This is a genomic window from Amazonocrinis nigriterrae CENA67, from assembly GCF_016056305.1.
Lineage (GTDB): Bacteria > Cyanobacteriota > Cyanobacteriia > Cyanobacteriales > Nostocaceae > Amazonocrinis > Amazonocrinis nigriterrae.
The window spans coordinates 24,471-43,786 of the sequence record NZ_JAECZC010000047.1 but is presented as its reverse complement, the minus strand read 5'-3'; the positions used below and the strand labels follow the sequence as shown (position 1 = coordinate 43,786).

Below are 19,316 nucleotides of genomic sequence, written 5' to 3'. Positions count from 1 at the left end.
GGATCACAACTTGATTCAGATTCAGTTTGGTCAAAGTTTAGCAGTGTTGGAATGGTAGAGTCCGTCCGCTCGTTAAATGATGAGACAACAGTTGAGACTCGTTATTTTATTAGTAGCCTTGAAGAAAATATTGAACAGTTTGCTAATGCTATTCGTAGTCATTGGGGAATTGAGAATTCATTGCATTGGATATTGGATGTTGCTTTTAAAGAAGATGAGTCCCGCATTAGGAAAGATAACGCTCCACAAAATTTTGCAATTATAAGGCAGATTGCGGTCAATCTTTTAGGTAAAGAGAAGCGTGTAAAACGAGGAATTAAAAATAAACAGTTCCTCGCGGCGATGGATAACAACTATTTACTAAATATTTTAGCGTTAGCTTAAAATAGTACATCAAAACTTAAGTCGAATATTTCACATGAAGAATTTATCAATTTTCTAGGTAAATATACTTTTATGTACCTCCTAATTAAATTGTTTTCTGATTAATGAATTGTTCATTCAGATGAAGATGAACTCATTGATATTTCAGAACAAGTTTGATTTACTTTGCTTATCGTTTCATCAATTTTTACAATTATCTATGTCATTTTGTAATCTTGCTTAGTTTTTGTTAGTAAATAAGATGCGTTTGCCCTGGCTTACTACTAATTGTGCTGGTAGCGATCGCCTTCTTTCCTCATCAGCTTTTGTAGTAGCGATCGCCTGCTCAATCGCCGTTGCAGGGATAGCTGTCTCAATCGCTTTCAGTAAATCGCTACTTTGTATCTTTGGAGACAACACTGACAAATCTTTGAGATGTACCACGATTCATTTTGATGCTTGGGAACAATGCTTACTTTACCTAACTTTCAGGCTTAACTGAACCGTATTGACTTATACCCCACTGTAATAGTTTTAGATTTTAAAACCACTGCGTTGGTAAAAATTTTTATACATTATAAATAATTATTGCAAGTATATTAATTAGCTTTGCAATGTGTTCCATTTTACACGAGCTTGGGAAGATTTAGCTTTAAAATTAAGTTGGCAAATTATTGCCAGCCTGTAAAAGCAGGAATCTCTATCAAATTAGTGATAACTTTTTGAGATATGCAAACAAAAAACTTAATTGCATCATTCGCATTAGGTATGACGCTAACAGCCATATCTATACTCCCGTCTTATGCGGAAACAAAAACACCAAACTTGTACAATCTCAGTAGTTATAATCACCGTGGATATAGAATCAAGGTTACTTACTCAACGTCAAGCATTACTGGTAGGCCACTTTTCCACTATGAAGACAAAGAACAAACATTAGATTTTACAGGAGATGAAATCCGAACTGCGGAATTGGAAATTGGCACATTAGTGACTGTAACTACCCGCAGGACGGTGGATACTGGTTCTACAACATTTAGCTTGCTTATACCTCGTGTAAATCTAGGAGAAAACAACCAAGCCCAAATTGAAACTGACGGGATCACAACAGTCAACAAATTTTCTACGATTCCGGTATTTAACCAAGGGCAAACACAGACTTATATAATTACCCCATTGAAAGGTACAGCTGAATCTGTGGCATTCTAACTAATCGTCATTCTGATATACAGCAGTTTGCTTTTAATTGAGGTAAAAACGCAGGACTCAAAATCACATATGAAGAGTTTCTACCTCCTGCCTTTTTCAAGTAGCGATCGCAGCCCAAAACAAACCCGTTATCAGGACAGCGATCGCTTCCCTATACCTTGAAAAAGAATATTCATAGTTCGGCGCATGTAAGCTTCTACTGGCTCTGTTGTGGGTTTGAAAATCAGTGCGTAATATAAAGATCCGCTTACAAGGTCAATAATTAGGTCAATATCTGCATCCAAGTGAATTTCACCTCTAAACTTGGCACGTTCTAGGACTTTAGCAAATGCTTCGCGCCTAAGTTGTATATATCTTTTCCAATAAACTTGGGCAAACTGAGGGTTGCTAGATGCTGTACTAATAATTAAAGCTAGTGTTTGACGGCCAAGGGGACTATCTATTTTTTTGGCAGCATTCTCAATGAGGATATCCATATCTCCCCAAAAGCTGCCAGTATCTGGTATTGATATATCCTCTCTCAGGCTTTCAATCGCGTCTGCAACTATTTCTTCTTTAGAAGTGTAACGCCGATAGATAGTAGTTTTGCCCACTCCAGCACGGGAAGCGATCGCTTCTATACTCATGCTTTGGTATCCTACCTCCGCTAGCAAGTCTAACGTCGCTTGCAAAATAGCTTGGTCAGCATGGGTACTACGTGGTCGTCCAGAAATACTGTGAATTTGCTTATTCATCTATAAGTATGGTTCAAGAATTGACTATAAAGCATGATTCTTTAGAAGAATCGCCGTCACTTTTCGGACAAAGAATGTCAGGAAGCTATCACCCCAACTAATGTGATTGTGACAATTTGCTAGTAAACTTTTCAACCTTTGGAAAGATAACCTTGACCAATTATATACGATACGCTACAGTAGCGTATATAAATTTAATACAGTTTTTGCTCTGAAGTTGTAATGACTGAAGTAGCCGCCTGTAAATCAATTATAGTAAAAATACGTTTAAAGGAGTATAAATATTTATAAATATTGCTGAGTTGAAGACAAGTATTTAAGCTTAAATTTAGTTGTTTTATTCTTGTAGGGTATGGAATGAAGCACAGAGACTTTACCTACACTCATCCAATATTGGAAGTTACAATAAATACCAATATTTATAAATAAATATGGCTACCCCTCATAAACAAACTTCTATTAACCAAGCTGGTTATGTGCAAGGATCTTTGAAATGGGCGATCGCTTTCACTGCTTCCTTGGGTGCAATTTTAGAAGTAATTGATACTAGTATTGTTAACGTTGCCTTAACTGACATCCAAGCTACCCTTGGTGCGACTGTCAGTGAGGTTGGCTGGGTCGTTACTGGATATTCTATCGCCAACGTCGTCTTAATTCCTTTGTCGGCATGGCTAGGAGACTACTTTGGGCGTAAAACTTACTTTATTTTCTCCCTAGTGGGTTTTACCATTGCCTCGGTGTTATGTGGGCTTTCCTTGAATCTACCAATGCTGGTTATTTCCCGAATTATCCAAGGTTTATGCGGTGGTGGGTTGTTAGCTAAAGCCCAAGCAATTTTATTTGAGACTTTTCCCCCTGCTGAACAGGGACTTGCTCAAGCAGTTTTTGGAGTGGGAGTAATTGCTGGGCCAGCCATTGGCCCGACCTTGGGAGGTTTTTTGGTAGACGGTTTAGGATGGCGCTGGATTTTCTTCGTCAACATTCCTTTTGGGATCTTAGCAGTGGTAATGTCTTTGCTGTTTTTACCAAAGGATGGTGATAAGACCAAAGCGCAGAATCAAGCTGTTGATTGGTGGGGAATTGGGTTTTTAATTGTAGCCATTGGCTCTATGCAAACCCTGTTAGAGGAAGGTGAAAAAGACGATTGGTTTTCTTCCGGTTTTATTACCTCTTTACTCGTTACTAGCATCATTGGCTTAGGGCTATTTATTTGGCAAGAGATGAAAACAGATCACCCGGCTGTGAATTTGAGAGTTCTCCGTCATCGTTCTTTAGCAGCAGGAAGTCTTCTTTCTGCCTTGGTGGGGATGGGGCTTTATGGGGCACTCTTTGCTGTACCAATATTTGCTCAGAGTGTGCTGCACTTTACAGCAACACAAACAGGACTATTGTTAGCACCTGGGGCATTAGCATCTGCGATCGTGATGATTATATTAGGGAAACTCTCAACCAAAATTGATGCTAGATTTTTAATTGCAATGGGTGCTGTAGGAACATCTGGAGTCATGTTTCAACTGGCAGGAATTACCCCAGAAAGCGGTACAGATGATTTATTTTGGCCCTTAGTATGGCGGGGAGCTTTTACTGTATTGATGTTTCTCCCTTTGAGTTTGGCAACTCTAGGAGGGCTACCTAAACAGGATGTTTCTGCCGGCTCTGGTTTTTATAACCTGACTCGACAACTAGGTGGTAGCATCGGCATTGCCCTACTCACCACTTTGCTAGATCGAAGACAGGCTTTTCATCAAGCCATCCTCTTAGCAAAACTTAGTCCTTATAACCCAGAGACTAATCAACGTCTTGATGCGCTCAAAGGGTTCCTCCAAAGCCAAGGTATGGATACGACAACAGCACAACAACAAGCACTTGCTTTATTAAGTCAAACAGTAAATACTCAAGCTGCCGTTTTATCTTATGCAGATATCTTTCGAGTTGTGGGAGTGGCGTTTATTTGCTCATTACCCTTGTTACTGTTTCTAGGTAAGGGTGGCGCAGGAGCAAAAGCGCCAGTAGGACACTAGTAGTTCACCAAAAAAGGCAGAGGGCAGGAGGCAGGAGGCAGCTATGTATGTCTCCTGCCCTCTGCCCACGACTGCTCATGAGTAAGGGTCTGAAGCCCCTCCCAAATCAAAGATTTGGGAGCAACGAAATTGGTAGGGGTCACAATCCCCTTCCAATTGGTTCCTTCTGCCCTCTGCCCTCTGCCTTCTTGAACAACCCAAAGTTGTCGGGTGGAGGGAGGCAGGGGAGCTGGGGAGCAGAGGAGCAGGGGAGAGATTTGTACAAGTCCTTTCCCTTGTGCCCTTGAAGCTGAACACCATTGAATTTTAACGTGAGTCTCTTGAGTCTCTAACGAAGGCGCACCTACGGGAAGGGCGAAAGAAAACGCAGTTTTCTTAGGAGCAGCTGCACTGGTGGCACGCCACCCGCTATGAATGAAAGAAACACTTTCTTTTCCCATTCCCTACTCCCCACTAAGAGTGTTTCTTGAAAGCGTCCGACGGGCGGCGCACCACCCGCTATGAATGAAAGAAACACTTTCTTCCCCTACTCCCTACTCCCGAATATCACTAAGTTTAGTTTTATCTGTTGAGGCAAGCGTTCTTGAACTGGGGGAGACCAAAACATAAATGTATTCCTGGTAAATAAAGTACTAAAAAATACTCTTTTCTCCCCCAGCCTCCCCAGCTTTCCCAGCTTTCGAGCGTGCCATTCCACACTTGCCTCTTTGAACTGCGCCAAATTCAACTACTTACGTTTTTGTCGTTTGACAGCATAGCCATAGGGTATAGGCCAGTTCGGTGCTTCATCCAAGCTCAACTGAGCATGAATAGACCAGTATGGGTCGCGCAGCAATTCTCGACCGATGAGAACCAAATCCGCACAGCCACGAGTAATGATTTGATTAGCATACTCAGCATCAGTTATTAAGCCTACGGCTGCTGTATTGATTTGAGCTTGTTGCCTGATTTTGGCAGCGAAAGGCACTTGATAACCTTTTTGTACAGGAATTTTTGCGTGAGGCACTAAACCGCCTGTGGAAACATCTATCAAATCAACACCATTAGCTTTGAGTTCACTAGATAAGATGACTGACTGTTGAATGTCCCAACCACCTTCTACCCAATCAGTAGCAGAGATACGAACCAAAAGTGGCATTCCTTGAGGTATTTTACCTCGTATGCGTCTTGCCACTTCCAGTAATAAACGCATTCTATTTTCTAAGGAACCACCATAAATGTCTGTACGCTGATTACTCAACGGTGAAAGAAAAGAATGTAACAAGTAACCATGAGCCGCGTGGATTTCAATAACTTGAAAACCAGCTTGTAGCGCACGGTCTGCCGCAGTAACAAACGCGATAATGACTTGTTCAATACCATCCTCATCAAGGGATGTTGGAGGAGGGCTATTATCATGAAACGCAATTGAGCTTGGTGCAACTGTAGTCCAGCCCCCTTGTTCAGGTGTTAGAGGTGTACCACCTAGCCAAGGAACATTACAACTTGCCTTGCGTCCAGCATGAGCCAGTTGAATACCCGCGACTGCTCCCTGTTGGCGAACAAAACGCACAATACGTGCCAATGGTTCAATCTGAGCATCGTTCCATAGACCCAGATCACCAGGTGTAATTCGTCCAGTAGATGTTACGGCTGTTGCTTCCACCATAATTAAACTAGCACCACCAACGGCCCTGCTCCCCAAGTGAACAAAGTGCCAGTCATTGGCTACTCCATTCTCTGCTGAATATTGACACATTGGTGACATTCCTACACGATTTGGCAGAGTTAAATCTCGAATTGTTAATGGACTAAATAAGTCCAATTCAGGTATTTCTTGGTCATGTAAACAAGCCGATTGGCATCCGTAATCAGGCAAAAATTGTAATTCCTTTGGAGCTATGGATGATGAAAGATTTATTGTATTATCTGTAGTCATATCTTTTTTAAATATTTTACTCTGCAAATTAATAACTAAACGTAAGAATTCAGCACCCAGGAGACAGAAGTCAGAATTTATAAGGATTTCAGTACTATTTCGATATTCATTTATCAAATTGTCTTCTGATTCAATACTATTCTGGCTCCTGAATTCTGACGGAGTGAATTCTTACAACTAAACTTCAGTGTAGATTGTGAAAAGTCATTTGTTAAGCACTAGTTTGCTCGACATAACCTTGAATATTTTCTGGTTCAAAGGAGCGTAGAATATGTGTAGCTTGGCGGGTTAAATCCTCTGTTCCTTTAACCACTATTAAATACTTGCCTGCATTTAAACGATTGCGATATGCCAAAGCATCACCACTGCCTACGCTTATACCAACTGCACCACCTACTAAATAAGCACCTAAGACACCAGAAGCCGCTCCTAAAAGCCCACCAATCATATGACTGCCGAACTCACCCAGTGCAAAAATTTCAATACCAGTTAGATAATTAAAGGCATAACCAGCTATAAATCCAAAAGGTACTAGCCAGTATAATAATCGCTTTGCCTGTTTTTGTGCTTGTTGCTTTGGTTCAATCAGCTTGTAATCATCAGCACTTTTATAACCACTTCCCAAAATATCTACTTGGTTTGGAGACAAACCATCTTTTGTTAAAGCAGAATAAGCTGCTTCTGCTTTTGACTTATCTGGTAAAACTGCAATCAGGTAATTCATCAAGAAATTCCAACTAAATTATTTTCAAAAGCTCTATGAAATAAGCTAACTATTAATCACGTTCTCCCAACTACCGCCTCTGCTTGTGCAGAGTCAGTGCCACCGTGTTTAACTTTAACTAAAGTTTGCTAATATGGACATCTTCTTTGTGATGTTAATAATAAGAAAAATCTCTTTCTCCAGGGGGTAAAAATGTCGTTGAAATATGCTAAGCTCCTGACATGAGACTACGTAAGCCGTTGCATTAATATATTCCTTTTGCGATCACAATCCCCCGACTACAAATAGCCAACCTATACCCGAATGGCACTAAGAAAAGCTCTAAGCTATGCGGAGTAGGAGCTACAGCTTTAATGCCCAGTCGTGCAGTCATGGCATGAGTCAGGCGATCGCTGATGGAAGGATAATGTACAGTTGTCCAAAAATTTTTGTCGGTAGAAAAAGCTTACTCGTCCGTGAAATACTTTTATGAGAACGAGCAAGCACATACGATAACTACTACTGTGACACTACGAGTACAAATTCTCAAGGATAAATTTAGCCAGAGTTTAGGGCTACCGTTTAAAGAACTGTTACCAGAATCGGTAATCAGACAAGCCATAACAGAGCTAAAAATAAAATACAAAAAGCGATTATTTGACCCAATCATAACGCTGTGGGCATTTTTATCTCAAATTCTAGATAGTGATAAAACTGTACGCAAAGAAATTTATGTTTATTTACTAGCTTACAATCTACTTCGTAGCTTAATGTGGTCGGCTGGAACTACTTATAATACTCCTCCCTTACGCTTATCCCTGCAAGGTACTCGTCATCATTTACTTAATTTTATCCCCAAATTAGAAGCCGCTAACTTTAAAAAACGGTTTAGACTTTACCGCACTTTACTCAAAATTATTGTTCACAAGACTGTTCCTGACCGTCCCGCACGCAATGAACCACGAGTTATTAAACGCCGCCCCAAAGCTTACCCCAGATTGACCAAACCCCGGCACGAATTACGTAAGCAATTGCAGAGTGCTTAAACCACAAGCTTTTCAGCTTTTCTTAGTGCCATTCCTCCCTACTCCCTACTCCCCACTCCCAGCCCTAGCTGTGGTCTATGCATCTGAAAATAGCTGTAATATTGCCGTTTCCAAGCTGTGTCTAAAGACGTATTAAAACCAAACTAAAAATATACAGCATTTGGATGATGGCCCTCTTCAGGAGTATACTAAACTGCTTATTAATAACCAATAATAAGCTGATCTGCATCGCCCTTAAAGAAATCAGAATTGTACCTAAGCTAATGTAAATCCAAGTTGCATAATCCTCGTGTTCGCGTAGCGTCTTTGAAAGGATAAGACCGTCATTAGCCATTAGTCCTTTGTAAATACAAATGACAAAAAACTAATGACAAAAAACGACGACTACAAGTGATCATGCAATTTAGATAAGTTTTAGCTTACTAACTAAAAATGCAACTTACATGCTGATTAGCTTAGCCAACTTGCTACTAACAAAATAGCAGGATAAAAGTTATATGCCGTTATCGAACCAGCTTCAAAACTGTTCTGTACTTCAGAAACTCCAAAAGGCTGTTGACTTTATAGAGTTGATTAAAAAATTACATCAACTCTACATTAACATAGTTACTGCTCAATTCATAGATTTTGGGAAAACAACAGTATTTTTCAATCCTTTCCTGAGAATACAAACAATTCTGAGCAATGATAGAAAACATTTTGTTTTCAAAGAAGATTGGGAAGATCAAGTAAGGCTAAAAGGCATAATTTCCCATTTAGTTTTTGCAATTACTGTGTCATTAAGATTGCGTCGGATTTTTGCAATATTAATGACATTAGTAATTCTATGGTGGGGAATGATGCCAGAAGTCGCCATAGCTCAAACTCAAACAACATCTCCTCCACAAGAAAGCCCAACTCAAACCCCACCAGCCCCAAGTTCAATACAACCTTATCTAGATCGAGCGATTAAGCAGGTGAGCGAGTTTCGTCTCGATAATGGACTCAAATTTATTGTTTTGGAACGGCATCAAGCACCAGTAGTTTCCTTTATCACTTATGCAGATGTAGGTGCAGTGGATGACCCAGACGGAAAAACTGGTATAGCTCACTTTCTAGAACATTTGGCATTCAACGGTACAACGCGCATTGGTACAAAAGACTATCAAGCAGAGAAACCGCTGTTAGACCGCTTAGAAGAGTTGGATGCTCAAATTAGAGCTGCAAAAGCTGAGGGGAAACAAGATGAGGTTGCTCGGTTGCAAGCCGAGTTTGAGCAAGTAAAAGCGCAAGCAGCCAAACTAGTTAAGGACAATGAGTTCGAGCAAATTATCACACAAGCAGGAGCTACAGATTTAAATGCTGACACTTCTACAGATGCCACCCGTTATTTTTACAGCCTTCCTGCTAATAAGTTGGAACTGTGGATGTCGCTGGAGTCAGAGCGATTTCTAGAACCAGAATTTCGTCGCGGGTTTTATCAAGAAAAAGATGCCGTTTTGGAAGAGCGACGCTTACGGGTGGACAACTCACCTACTGGACTGATGAGAGAGAAGTTTCTCGATACTGCTTTCAAAGTCCATCCCTATAGACGACCAATAAGTGGTTATGAAGAAGATATCCGCAACTTAACACCAAAAGATGTGCGGCAGTTTTTTGAGACATACTATGTACCAAGCAATTTAACCATCGCTATTGTCGGAGATGTCAACCCAGCTGAGGTTAAAAAACTGGCACAAACTTATTTTGGACACTATCAAGCCAAACCAAAACCAATTTCCCAAATTCCGGCCGAACCGCCGCAGACACAAATGCGGGAGGTGACTTTGCAGCTACCATCTCAACCCTGGTACTTTGAAGGTTATCACCGTCCGGCGCTTAGTCATCCAGATAATGCAGTTTATGACATCATTGGCAATTTATTGTGTTGTGGGGGCAGGTCGCGGCTGTATGAGTCTTTGGTAGAACAGCAGCAGTTAGCACTATATGTAAATGCGATCCTTAGTGAGCCAGGCAACAAATACCCGAATTTGATAGTTTTCTTTAATCCTACGGTTTCTGGTGAAACCGTAGATGAGTTGGCAGCAGCTTTACAAAAGGAAATAGAGCAATTGAAGACTGAGCCTGTTTCAGCGAATGAGTTGCAACGTGTGAAAACCCGAATCAGAGCGGGTTTATTAGCTAGCCTCAATTCCAATATGGAAATGGCTGAGCAATTGTTGGAATATGAGGTAAAAACTGGCTCATGGCAGAATTTATTTAAGTATTTAGATGCAATTGCAGCAGTGACTCCTGCTGATATTCAGCGAGTGGCAAAAACAACGTTTACACCTGAAAATCGCACTGTTGGCAAGTTGTTGTCGCAACAGGGGTGAAACGCACAGAGATTTGCAGCAGGCTAATGCAAAAGATGCAAAGGAATTAGATATATGCACAGGTACAAGGTGAATAGTAGAAAGCAGAAGGAAAATCACCGTACCCCTTTGGGGAAGCAAGCTAGCAAGAACGTCTTTGACAGGAGAAGTTCCAAGCAGCACAAGCCGGCGTTTAGACTTCTCTCAAAATTTAAAATTCCCAAAAGCAAGAGGTTTTTTTATGCTTTGAGTCTTGCTATTGCCTTTTTAATTGTAATTTTTGACTTGACTGTGGCAGTGCCAGCAACGACAAAGCATTATACCGAGTTGCAGTTTGCCCCACTACCTGAGATTAAACTACCCAAGTATGACCGATTTGTCTTACAAAACGGCATGGTTGTGTATTTGGCGGAGGATCATGAGCTACCTTTTGTGGGTGGTACAGCATTAGTGCGTACAGGGAGTCGCTTGGAACCAGCAGATAAAGTTGGTTTAGCTGATGTTGTTGGAACAGTAATGCGAACTGGGGGAACTGAGAAACATTCCCCTGATGAACTAGACGAGATATTGGCACAACGAGCAGCTGGGGTGACAACTGACATTGGCGAAACTTTTGGCAGTGCTGATTTTAGTACACTCACTGAAGATTTAGAAACAGTGTTTGGGCTATTTGCTGAGGTGTTGCGAGAGCCTGTGTTTGATCAGGAAAAGGTAGATTTGGCTAAGGCTCAGTTGAAAGATGGTATTGCCCGTCGCAATGACAATCCAAATAGTATTGCGGGTCGGGAATTTCTGAAGTTAATCTATGGCAAAGATAGCCCTTATGCCCGCACACCAGAGTACGCAACGGTAGATCGGATTACTCGTGAAGACTTGCTGAACTTTTACCAACAATATTTCCACCCCAATAATATAATTTTGGGGGTTGTAGGGGACTTTGACACCAGTAAAATGCGATCGCTCATCGAAACTCAGTTAGGCGATTGGCAGCCCAACCCCAACATCGCTAAACCCCAATTACCAGAGGTATCGCCAGCAAATACAGGTGGTGTCTTTTTTGTCAATCAGCCGCAATTAACTCAGAGTACTATTCGTATGGGACATTTAGGAGGACGCTTAGATAGTCCTGACTATGGGGCGCTGAGTGTGTTGAATGAGGTATTAAGTGGGGATAGTGGACGTTTAATGAATGAATTGCGATCGCGTCAAGGGTTAACTTACGATGTACGAGGTTTTTGGAGTCCCAACTACGATTACCCTGGACTGTTCATTGCTGGCGGACAAACCAAATCTCCTAATACTGTACAGTTTATCAAGGCTTTACAGACTGAAATCAAGCGTATCCAAGAGGAAAGAATAACACCAGAAGAACTAGCTTTGGCTAAAGAGTCTACACTCAACTCCTTTGTATTCGAGTTTCAACGCCCTGGACAAACCTTGTCACGGTTGATGACATACGAATATTACGGTTATCCTGCGGATTTTCTATTTCGACAGCAAAAAGCCATAGCAGCAACCACAGAGGCTGATGTACAACGGGTAGCACAGCAATACATCAAACCAGATAATATGGTGACTCTGGTAGTGGGAAATCAAACTGCTATTCAACCACCTTTGACAGAGATAGCAACACAAGTGACACCGATAGATGTAACGATTCCTGGTTCAGGGGCTACCCAAGACTAGGCATTGTATAACAGTGAATTAATTTGGCAAGCTGGGGGAGCAGGGGAGTAAGTGTATATATAGTTGACACCGAATCAATGACTACTAAATACTAGTCCTTAATCCCCCATCTTCCCCAGCTTTGACAGTTTTTATTAGTGCCATTCTACACAGATGGCTTTAGAAATAACTCCCTGATTTTCGATGTTCGATCGCAGTTACGCCATCATTCTCTAACACTTCTCCTTTATCGACTACGGCATAAATCAACAACCTATCACCACATTCAATCTGGTTTTGTACTGTACATTCTAAATAAGCTAATGCCTCATTCAAAATCAAAGAACCATTCAGAGCAGTTCGTGTAGAAAGATTAGCAAAAGGATTATCGCCTAAAGCGCTATGACGAGAAAAATATCGTCGGATGTTTCTTCCTTCTTTGAGAATATTGAGTACAAATTTATCACCTGGATGACGCATTAAATCTGCGTTCTGCTCTTGAGCAATGGCAATCATAATTCCTGGTGGGTTAAAAGTTGCTTGAGATACCCAAGAAGTTAAAATTCCTTTGTGGTTTTCTCCGTCACGAGTTGTGACAACACACAAAGAGCCAATGATTCGCCCTACTGCTTGTTCAGTCCGGTCTATTTTCGCTTCTGTGACAGCTTGGCGAGGAGTACGCAGTTTTTTGGTTTTTTTCAAGGTTTGGGCAAAGGCAGCACCTGCTTGTTGGCATTGTTGTAAAATCTCAGGTGTAGGACTAAACCGCACTCGAATAGTTTCAAACCCTAATCGATAATTGGCATCTTTGAGCTTACTTTCTATTACATCAACTGCTTCTCCACTCCAACCATAGGAACCAAACACACCTGCTAACTTAGTTTTAGCTGCTGTTGATAAGACAATTCCTAAAGCTGTTTGAATTTGCGTTGGTGCGTGACCGCCTAAAGTGGGTGAGCCAATAATAAAGCCGTCGCAAGCTTCTACAATACGGGTGATCTCTGCGGGGTCTGCTAATTCACAATTGATTGACTCAACATTAACTCCGTTTTCAATCAAACCTTGGGCAATACCATTAGCCAATATTGCTGTATTTCCATAAGCAGAAGCATAAAGTAAAGCCACACTTAACTCTTGAGATTTTTGTTCTTGAGACCATTGACGATAGTCAAAGGTAAAACGGCTGAGGCTATAACGCACAATTGGGCCATGAGCAGGGGCATAAAATTTTGCTCCCAAAGCTGTTAATTTGTCTAAGGCAACTTCAACTTGTTTAGCCTGGGGTGCATGAAGACAGTCAAAATAGTAACGACGCTCTGCATCTAAGGCTTTCCAGTCTTCATCAAATAAGGTATCTTCGCAAATATGAGCGCCGAAAAATTTGTCTGTGTAGAGAATTTTGGTCGCAGGATCATAGGTACAAAGTCCATCCGGCCATCGAGGAGTTGGTACCGTGATAAATGACAGTTCATGTCCTTGTCCTAAATCCAAAGTATCGTTAAAGCGCACGGCTTGGATGCGTGATTCCCAGTTAGGAAAAGCAGTTTTAAGAGTATTAGCAGTAGGACGAGAACAAATTAAGGTGACTTGAGGAGCTTGAGCAAGCAATACCTCAAGGGTAGCTCTGCGGTTGGGGTTGACGTGACCCAGAACAATATAATCAAGGGTAGTGAAGTCTAGGTGTTGTGCTAGCTGCTGGAGATAAATTTCTGTAAAAGATTCACCAGGAGGGTCGATGAGAGCTTTTTTATCAGCTTGGATGAGATAAGAATTTGCGGTGGTTCCCCGTTGACGGGAATACTCAACCTCAAATTTTAGTCTTTCCCAAGTCCGCGATCGCAAGATTATAGTATTTTTACCAATTTCTGTAACTTGAACATCTCTAGGACGGTTGGAGGTGATTGTAGTTGCAGACATATTAACCTCTGTTGGGAATTGGGAATTGGGAATTGGGAATTGGGAATCGGGAATTGGGAATCGGGAATGGGGAATTGGGAATGGGGAATGGGTAATTGGGAATGGGGCATTAGTTATTTCTCCTCATCACCCCATCACCCTATCTCCTCATCTCCCCTGCTCCCCTGCTTTGTCTTACTCCCCAGTCTACAATTTCGACTTGGTTTGACTTTTATAGCGTTGAGATATTTGTTGTTCCGGATCGATGCCTTCAAAGGTGGGAGGTAGCCAAACTCGCAAAGTTAATAGTATTCCTAGAACTAGTAAGAAGGCACAAGTCGCTAAAACTTGGCTCCAATTAGTTTCTAAAATACCTTTGACGATGACTTCTCTTAAAGCAGAAACAATGGAAACTTCCACAGCTACGCCAATAGATATTCGTTGTTCTTGTAGGTAAATAATTAACAGTCGGAATAACTCAACTAAGATGAGCAAGAAGAGTATATCAGCAGTAACAACATGAAAATCTAGAGGGGGAAGCAGGGAGAGAAACATATCTCTTACCTGTAACACCATGAAGCTAAATAAACCTATACACAGAGAAATTACAATCACATCTTGGATTAATTCCAAGCTTCTGACAATGCGTCCGCGATTAATTTCATATAGGGAAATTGGGTTATCTTCAACAGGCTTATACATGGTTTTTTGAGAGGGGGAAGGGGAAGGAGAAGGGGTTTTAACTCTTGACTCTTAAACAATGCCTAATGACAACTGACAAAGGACTAATGACAAATGCCCATTTAGTAATGATTGCCAATTTTGCGATGATGGACGGCGGTAAGTGCATTTACTTTGGCGACTCTTCCAGTTTGGACGGTGCTATAAATGACCCAATGGTCGCCGCAGTCCATACGGGTGGTAATTTCACATTCTATATAAGCTAGAGCGTCAGCGAGAATAGGAGAGCCATTATTAGCAGGATAGGTTTTCACTCCAGCAAAGCGATCCGCACCAGGAGTAAAACGTTTAAGAAAATGTTTCATTAATGCTTGATAGTTTCCCTCTTCTAAAACGTTGAGAACGAAGCGATCGCCAACATGCATTAAGGATTCTATTGCTCGGTCTTTGGATACAGCGATCGCTACTCCTAAAGGATTCAAACTTGCTTGGGTCACCCAAGAAGCTAACATGGCACTTTGAATTTCTCCTTTTTTGGCGGTTATAATGTATAGTCCGCTGCTAATACGTCCTAGGGATTTTTCTAATTCTGTGTTGATGGATTTAATTTGTTTGATTGTGCGATCGCGGTTTAACCATTGACCCATATCTGTACCCGCTTCATCGCAAAGTTGTAGTGTTGCTGGAGTCGGATTTTCTTTGACTAAAATAGGGGTAAAAGCTTCTGTTAAACCCAATTCTTGAAATTTATTGCGTAAAGGGTAAATGGGTTCATCTTCTCCTCCTCCTGACTCTACTAAACCAATAGATTGCTTCCTATGAGCAGCAGCTAAGATAGTGCTTAAAGCAGCATGAGCCGCCACTGAAGATTGTGCTGGCATTCCAATTACTAAACCAGAGGCTTGTGTGGCTAATTCTCTAATTTCTTGAGGCTCAGCACTATTAATATCGACTAATTCTACTGCCACACCTGTTTTTGCACATCCATGTGCTATTGCACGCACTAAATGCTCACTATAACCGTAATCTTCTGCGTAAAATAGGGCTACTAAAGTATCTATTTTTGCTTGTTCTAAGCTCCAGTTTTGATATAGCGAAACCCATTGTGGAATATAGTTTTGTAGTAAAGGCCCGTGTCCAGTTGCAACTGTTTTGATTTCTAAGTTTTCAATTCGCTTCAAAGCTGCCAAAACAGAGCGAGCATTCGGGCCCATGAGACAATCATAGTAATATTTGAAATCTTCCTCTATTAATTCTAAATGTTCATCATAGGTATGATCATCACAGTAGTGCATTCCAAACACATCACAGGTGTAGAGCGTGCTAGTTTTGTGGTCATAAGTAAAGATGGTGTCAGGCCAGTGTAAGTTAGGTGCAGAAATAAATTCTAATTCGTGACCATTACCTAAATCTAAGCGTTCTCCGCTTTTCACCAGTTTTGATTTAAATGGCTGGTGAACCATATTTTCCAGGAATTGAATAGCTACCTTAGCACCAACAATGGTAATAGAAGGAGCTAATTGCAAGATATCTTTGACTAAAGCGCTATGGTCTGGTTCTGTATGACTAATAATTAAGTATTCTATTTTACTAATGTCAATTACGCCTGATAGTATCTCAAGATATAACTGCTCAAACTTGCGGTGAGAAGTATCAATTAAGGCAATTTTTTCTCCCTGAATCAGGAAAGAATTATACGTAGTTCCATTTCGTAAACCAAATTCGACATCAAAACGTTCTCTATCCCAGTCTAGACAACGAATAGCAGTTGTTTGAGCAGCAATTTCGACGGTTTGAATGGTTAAACGTCCTGGATTAGAAATATTTTGATTAATTTTAGTGATTGCAACCATTAGTTTTTACCAAAATTTTGTCTAGAGGAAATTTGCTTATTACTATATTTGCTTGAAATACTCAAATGGTAAAATGCTAATTTTTAAAGGTCATCATTAGAAATAATTATTGTTGATTACTATGGAATTACCATTGAATTACTCAATGTTGAGCATTAGTTTTTTTTCAAAAATTAGAGATAAACTAAGTCTTCAGTTAGATTATTTACTCATGTCGGCAATTTTTCTGCTGCTGTACAACAAATCAATTAGGATTGCTATATACTCTTATTGATAGTTCTTATGAAAATCTTGCAAGTTCTGGAACAAAGGTTTTCACAGGTTCCGATTATTGATATTCAACCACTGATTTGTGGAGAGGGCGATCGCCACGCAGTTACAGCGCAAATTGGGCAAGCGTGCCGTGAGTCTGGGTTTTTCTATATTGTTGGACATGGGGTAGATCAAGGCTTGCAACAGCGACTAGAACAGCTTAGCCGCCAGTTCTTTGCCCAAGATTTAGCAACTAAGCTGGAAATTCGCATGGCATTGGGTGGTAAAGCATGGCGGGGATACTTTCCGGTGGGAGGTGAACTGACATCAGGTAAGCCTGACTTGAAGGAAGGGATTTATTTTGGTGCCGAGTTGGACGCAGATCACCCACTGGTGAAAGCTGGTACACCCATGCACGGTGCTAATTTATTTCCCCCTATTCCTCTGTTCCGTGAGACAGTCCTAGAATACATGGCAGCTATGACACAGCTAGGACATACCCTAATGGCTGGTATTGCCCTCAGCTTGGGATTGCCAAAATCTTACTTTGCTGATCGTTACACAAAAGATCCCCTAACATTGTTCCGCATCTTTAACTATCCTCCTGATTTGTCACCATCACACGGTGAGACTAGATGGGGTGTTGGTGAACATACAGATTACGGTGTTTTGACAATTCTCAAGCAAGACGATTCTGGGGGATTGCAAGTGAAATCAAAGTCAGGTTGGATTGCTGCGCCTCCGGTTCCTGATTCCTTCGTATGCAACATCGGCGATATGCTCGATCGCATGACGGGAGGATTGTATAAATCAACACCGCATCGTGTTCAGAATCAAGCGGCAAGCGATCGCCTTTCATTCCCCTTCTTCTTCGACCCCAACTTTGATGTTGAAGTTAAGCCAATTGAATTAAAGGGTTTAGAAGTAGTGGTTGACGACAAAAACGAACGCTGGGATCAAGCTAGTGTTCACGACTTTCGCGGAACGTATGGTGAGTATGTGTTGAGTAAGGTTGCCAAAGTTTTCCCACAGTTGCGTGACACTGTTTTATAGAAATTGTGTTGTTAATACCAATTTGAAAAAAGAATGCAACAGATATTTTGTAGGGGCGATTCGTATCAATATTAATTTTTATTATTTTTCAATAATCTTTTTTGGATCAGTATTTAATATACAGCAGTTTTCTTTGGCATAAAGTACAAAAACTACAGGTTTGGAGACAATTTGATATCTACCTCTTGACAGAGATTACTCAACCCCATAGAGTAAATCTACGGTAATACGACTGAAATTTAGGTGTATAGAAAGTGGGTACAAGTTCCAGAACGGATCGGTACATAATTAAGCGTTTTATTTTGCTAAGTTTGGCAGTTTTGTTAGTAGTTGTAGTTACACCAAGCTTTTTGCATCAGTCAGCGCAAACTGTAGCCCAGACTACCAACACGAAGACCGCCAAGGCTACCAACGTAGTGACTGATTGGAATGAGACAGCCATCAAAGTCACCCAAGCCGCCGCAGTGAGTGCTACATCTCAGTTTCGGGCTTTGGCAATCACTCATGCAGCGATATTTGATGCGGTAAATGCTAGCGATCGCCGCTATACTCCTTATGCAGTAGATATTAAAGCACCCAGTGGAACTTCCATAGAGGCGGCGGCAGCATCTGCTGGATATAGCGTTCTAACGAGCCTTTACCCAGCACAGCAAACAACACTTGACGCCGCGTTGACAGCTTCATTAGCAAAGATTCCAGAAAGTCAAGGGAAAACAGACGGGATTAATCTTGGGAAGCAAGTTGCGACAAAAATTATCGCCCTACGCAGCCAAGATGGATGGGATGCAAAAGTAGACTATAAACCTGGAACTGGGCCAGGAGTTTGGCAACCTACCCCGCCGACATTCGCCGCAGCACTGACACCACAAATTGCCAAGGCGACTCCATTTACATTCAAAAATATTGACCAGTTCCAAGTTCCCCCTCCTTTAGCTTTAAACAGTGCACCATATGCCAAAGAGATTAACGAAGTAAAAAGCATTGGAGGCAAAAACAGTAAAGTCCGAACTGCTGACCAAACCGCAGCGGCTATTTTTTGGACTGTACCAACTCCACTAATTTGGAATGCAGCAGCAAGGGCAGCAGCGATCAAGAAAGGTATTGATATTCTTGATAGTGCAAGACTGTTTGCCCTGCTTAACTTGGCAGGTACAGATGGATACATTGCTGGATATGGAATTAAGTACAAATACAATTTCTGGCGTCCGGTAACCGCAATTCGTAATGCTGATGTTGCAGGCAATCCAGCGATTTCTGCTGACCCCAATTGGGAACCGTTACTGATAACACCAGCGCATCCAGATTACATTTCTGGACATTGCGTATCGTCTGGCGCACCAGAGCGGATTTTACAAAAGTTTTTTGGCAGTGACAAGGTAAATTTGAGTTTTACTTTTCCCTTAAACACTGGTGTTACACGTAGTTACACTAGTTTTTCACAAATTGGCAAAGAGGTTGGAGAAGCTCGAATTTGGGGTGGTATTCATACCCGTACAGCAGATATCCAAGGAGAAAAACTTGGTTATCAGGTTGCTGACTATGCCTTCCAAAATTTCTTGCGACCAATTAAAAAGTAAAGACACACCATC

General features: G+C 41.3%; 15 protein-coding genes. 8 read left to right on the top strand and 7 right to left on the bottom strand.

Annotation, left to right across the window (positions count from 1 at the left end):
• A partial coding sequence (locus I8748_RS20760; RefSeq protein WP_198126451.1) for an ISAs1 family transposase occupies positions 1 to 384 on the top strand: 384 nt, incomplete at its 5' end.
• Positions 385 to 603: 219 nt separating this feature from the next.
• On the opposite strand, the gene I8748_RS20755 is transcribed toward I8748_RS20760, so the two are convergent.
• On the bottom strand, positions 604 to 807 hold the full coding sequence (locus I8748_RS20755; protein ID WP_198126450.1) for a transposase domain-containing protein: 204 nt from the start codon (positions 805 to 807) through the stop codon (positions 604 to 606).
• A gap of 285 nt (positions 808 to 1,092) precedes the next feature.
• On the opposite strand from I8748_RS20755, the gene I8748_RS20750 reads away from it, so the two are divergent.
• A complete protein-coding gene (locus I8748_RS20750) occupies positions 1,093 to 1,572 on the top strand; it encodes a hypothetical protein (protein WP_198126449.1) in 480 nt (159 codons plus the stop codon).
• A 131-nt stretch (positions 1,573 to 1,703) separates the two neighbouring features.
• Here the strand turns inward: I8748_RS20750 and I8748_RS20745 are convergent, their stop codons facing one another.
• Entirely contained in the window at positions 1,704 to 2,306 is a 603-nt protein-coding gene (locus I8748_RS20745; RefSeq protein WP_198126448.1) for a TetR/AcrR family transcriptional regulator, read from the bottom strand.
• A gap of 431 nt (positions 2,307 to 2,737) precedes the next feature.
• On the opposite strand from I8748_RS20745, the gene I8748_RS20740 reads away from it, so the two are divergent.
• Complete coding sequence (locus tag I8748_RS20740; protein ID WP_198126447.1) at positions 2,738 to 4,327, top strand: DHA2 family efflux MFS transporter permease subunit; 1,590 nt, start codon at positions 2,738 to 2,740, stop codon at positions 4,325 to 4,327.
• Between the two features lie 727 nt (positions 4,328 to 5,054).
• On the opposite strand, the gene I8748_RS20735 is transcribed toward I8748_RS20740, so the two are convergent.
• Both I8748_RS20735 and I8748_RS20730 read right to left on the bottom strand, forming a co-directional pair.
• Positions 5,055 to 6,245: an NADH:flavin oxidoreductase/NADH oxidase gene (locus tag I8748_RS20735; protein ID WP_198126446.1), complete on the bottom strand. Its 1,191-nt coding sequence runs from the start codon at positions 6,243 to 6,245 to the stop codon at positions 5,055 to 5,057.
• Between the two features lie 211 nt (positions 6,246 to 6,456).
• Positions 6,457 to 6,969 (bottom strand): hypothetical protein, encoded by a 513-nt coding sequence (locus tag I8748_RS20730; protein WP_198126445.1) that lies wholly within the window; start codon positions 6,967 to 6,969, stop codon positions 6,457 to 6,459.
• 455 nt (positions 6,970 to 7,424) lie between these two features.
• On the opposite strand from I8748_RS20730, the gene I8748_RS20725 reads away from it, so the two are divergent.
• The 3 genes from I8748_RS20725 to I8748_RS20715 all read left to right on the top strand — a co-directional run bounded on the left by I8748_RS20725 (position 7,425) and on the right by I8748_RS20715 (position 12,013).
• Positions 7,425 to 7,994, top strand: coding sequence for a hypothetical protein (locus tag I8748_RS20725; RefSeq protein ID WP_198126444.1), 570 nt, complete (start codon positions 7,425 to 7,427; stop codon positions 7,992 to 7,994).
• Positions 7,995 to 8,803: 809 nt separating this feature from the next.
• Positions 8,804 to 10,348: a M16 family metallopeptidase gene (locus tag I8748_RS20720; RefSeq protein WP_198126453.1), complete on the top strand. Its 1,545-nt coding sequence runs from the start codon at positions 8,804 to 8,806 to the stop codon at positions 10,346 to 10,348.
• A gap of 54 nt (positions 10,349 to 10,402) precedes the next feature.
• A complete protein-coding gene (locus I8748_RS20715; RefSeq protein WP_198126443.1) occupies positions 10,403 to 12,013 on the top strand; it encodes a M16 family metallopeptidase in 1,611 nt (536 codons plus the stop codon).
• A gap of 159 nt (positions 12,014 to 12,172) precedes the next feature.
• Here the strand turns inward: I8748_RS20715 and I8748_RS20710 are convergent, their stop codons facing one another.
• The 3 genes from I8748_RS20710 to I8748_RS20700 form a co-directional block, all read right to left on the bottom strand.
• Positions 12,173 to 13,909 (bottom strand): diflavin flavoprotein, encoded by a 1,737-nt coding sequence (locus tag I8748_RS20710; protein WP_198126442.1) that lies wholly within the window; start codon positions 13,907 to 13,909, stop codon positions 12,173 to 12,175.
• 186 nt (positions 13,910 to 14,095) lie between these two features.
• The gene (locus tag I8748_RS20705) at positions 14,096 to 14,590 is read right to left on the bottom strand and encodes a phosphate-starvation-inducible PsiE family protein (RefSeq protein WP_198126441.1); all 495 of its coding nucleotides are present in this window, start codon (positions 14,588 to 14,590) and stop codon (positions 14,096 to 14,098) included.
• Between the two features lie 101 nt (positions 14,591 to 14,691).
• Positions 14,692 to 16,422, bottom strand: coding sequence for a diflavin flavoprotein (locus I8748_RS20700; RefSeq protein ID WP_198126440.1), 1,731 nt, complete (start codon positions 16,420 to 16,422; stop codon positions 14,692 to 14,694).
• 282 nt (positions 16,423 to 16,704) lie between these two features.
• Between I8748_RS20700 and I8748_RS20695 the strand changes: the two genes are divergently transcribed.
• Both I8748_RS20695 and I8748_RS36090 read left to right on the top strand, forming a co-directional pair.
• On the top strand, positions 16,705 to 17,727 hold the full coding sequence (locus tag I8748_RS20695) for an isopenicillin N synthase family dioxygenase (protein WP_198126439.1): 1,023 nt from the start codon (positions 16,705 to 16,707) through the stop codon (positions 17,725 to 17,727).
• A gap of 254 nt (positions 17,728 to 17,981) precedes the next feature.
• Positions 17,982 to 19,304: a vanadium-dependent haloperoxidase gene (locus tag I8748_RS36090; protein ID WP_198126438.1), complete on the top strand. Its 1,323-nt coding sequence runs from the start codon at positions 17,982 to 17,984 to the stop codon at positions 19,302 to 19,304.
• Positions 19,305 to 19,316: the final 12 nt, after the last annotated feature.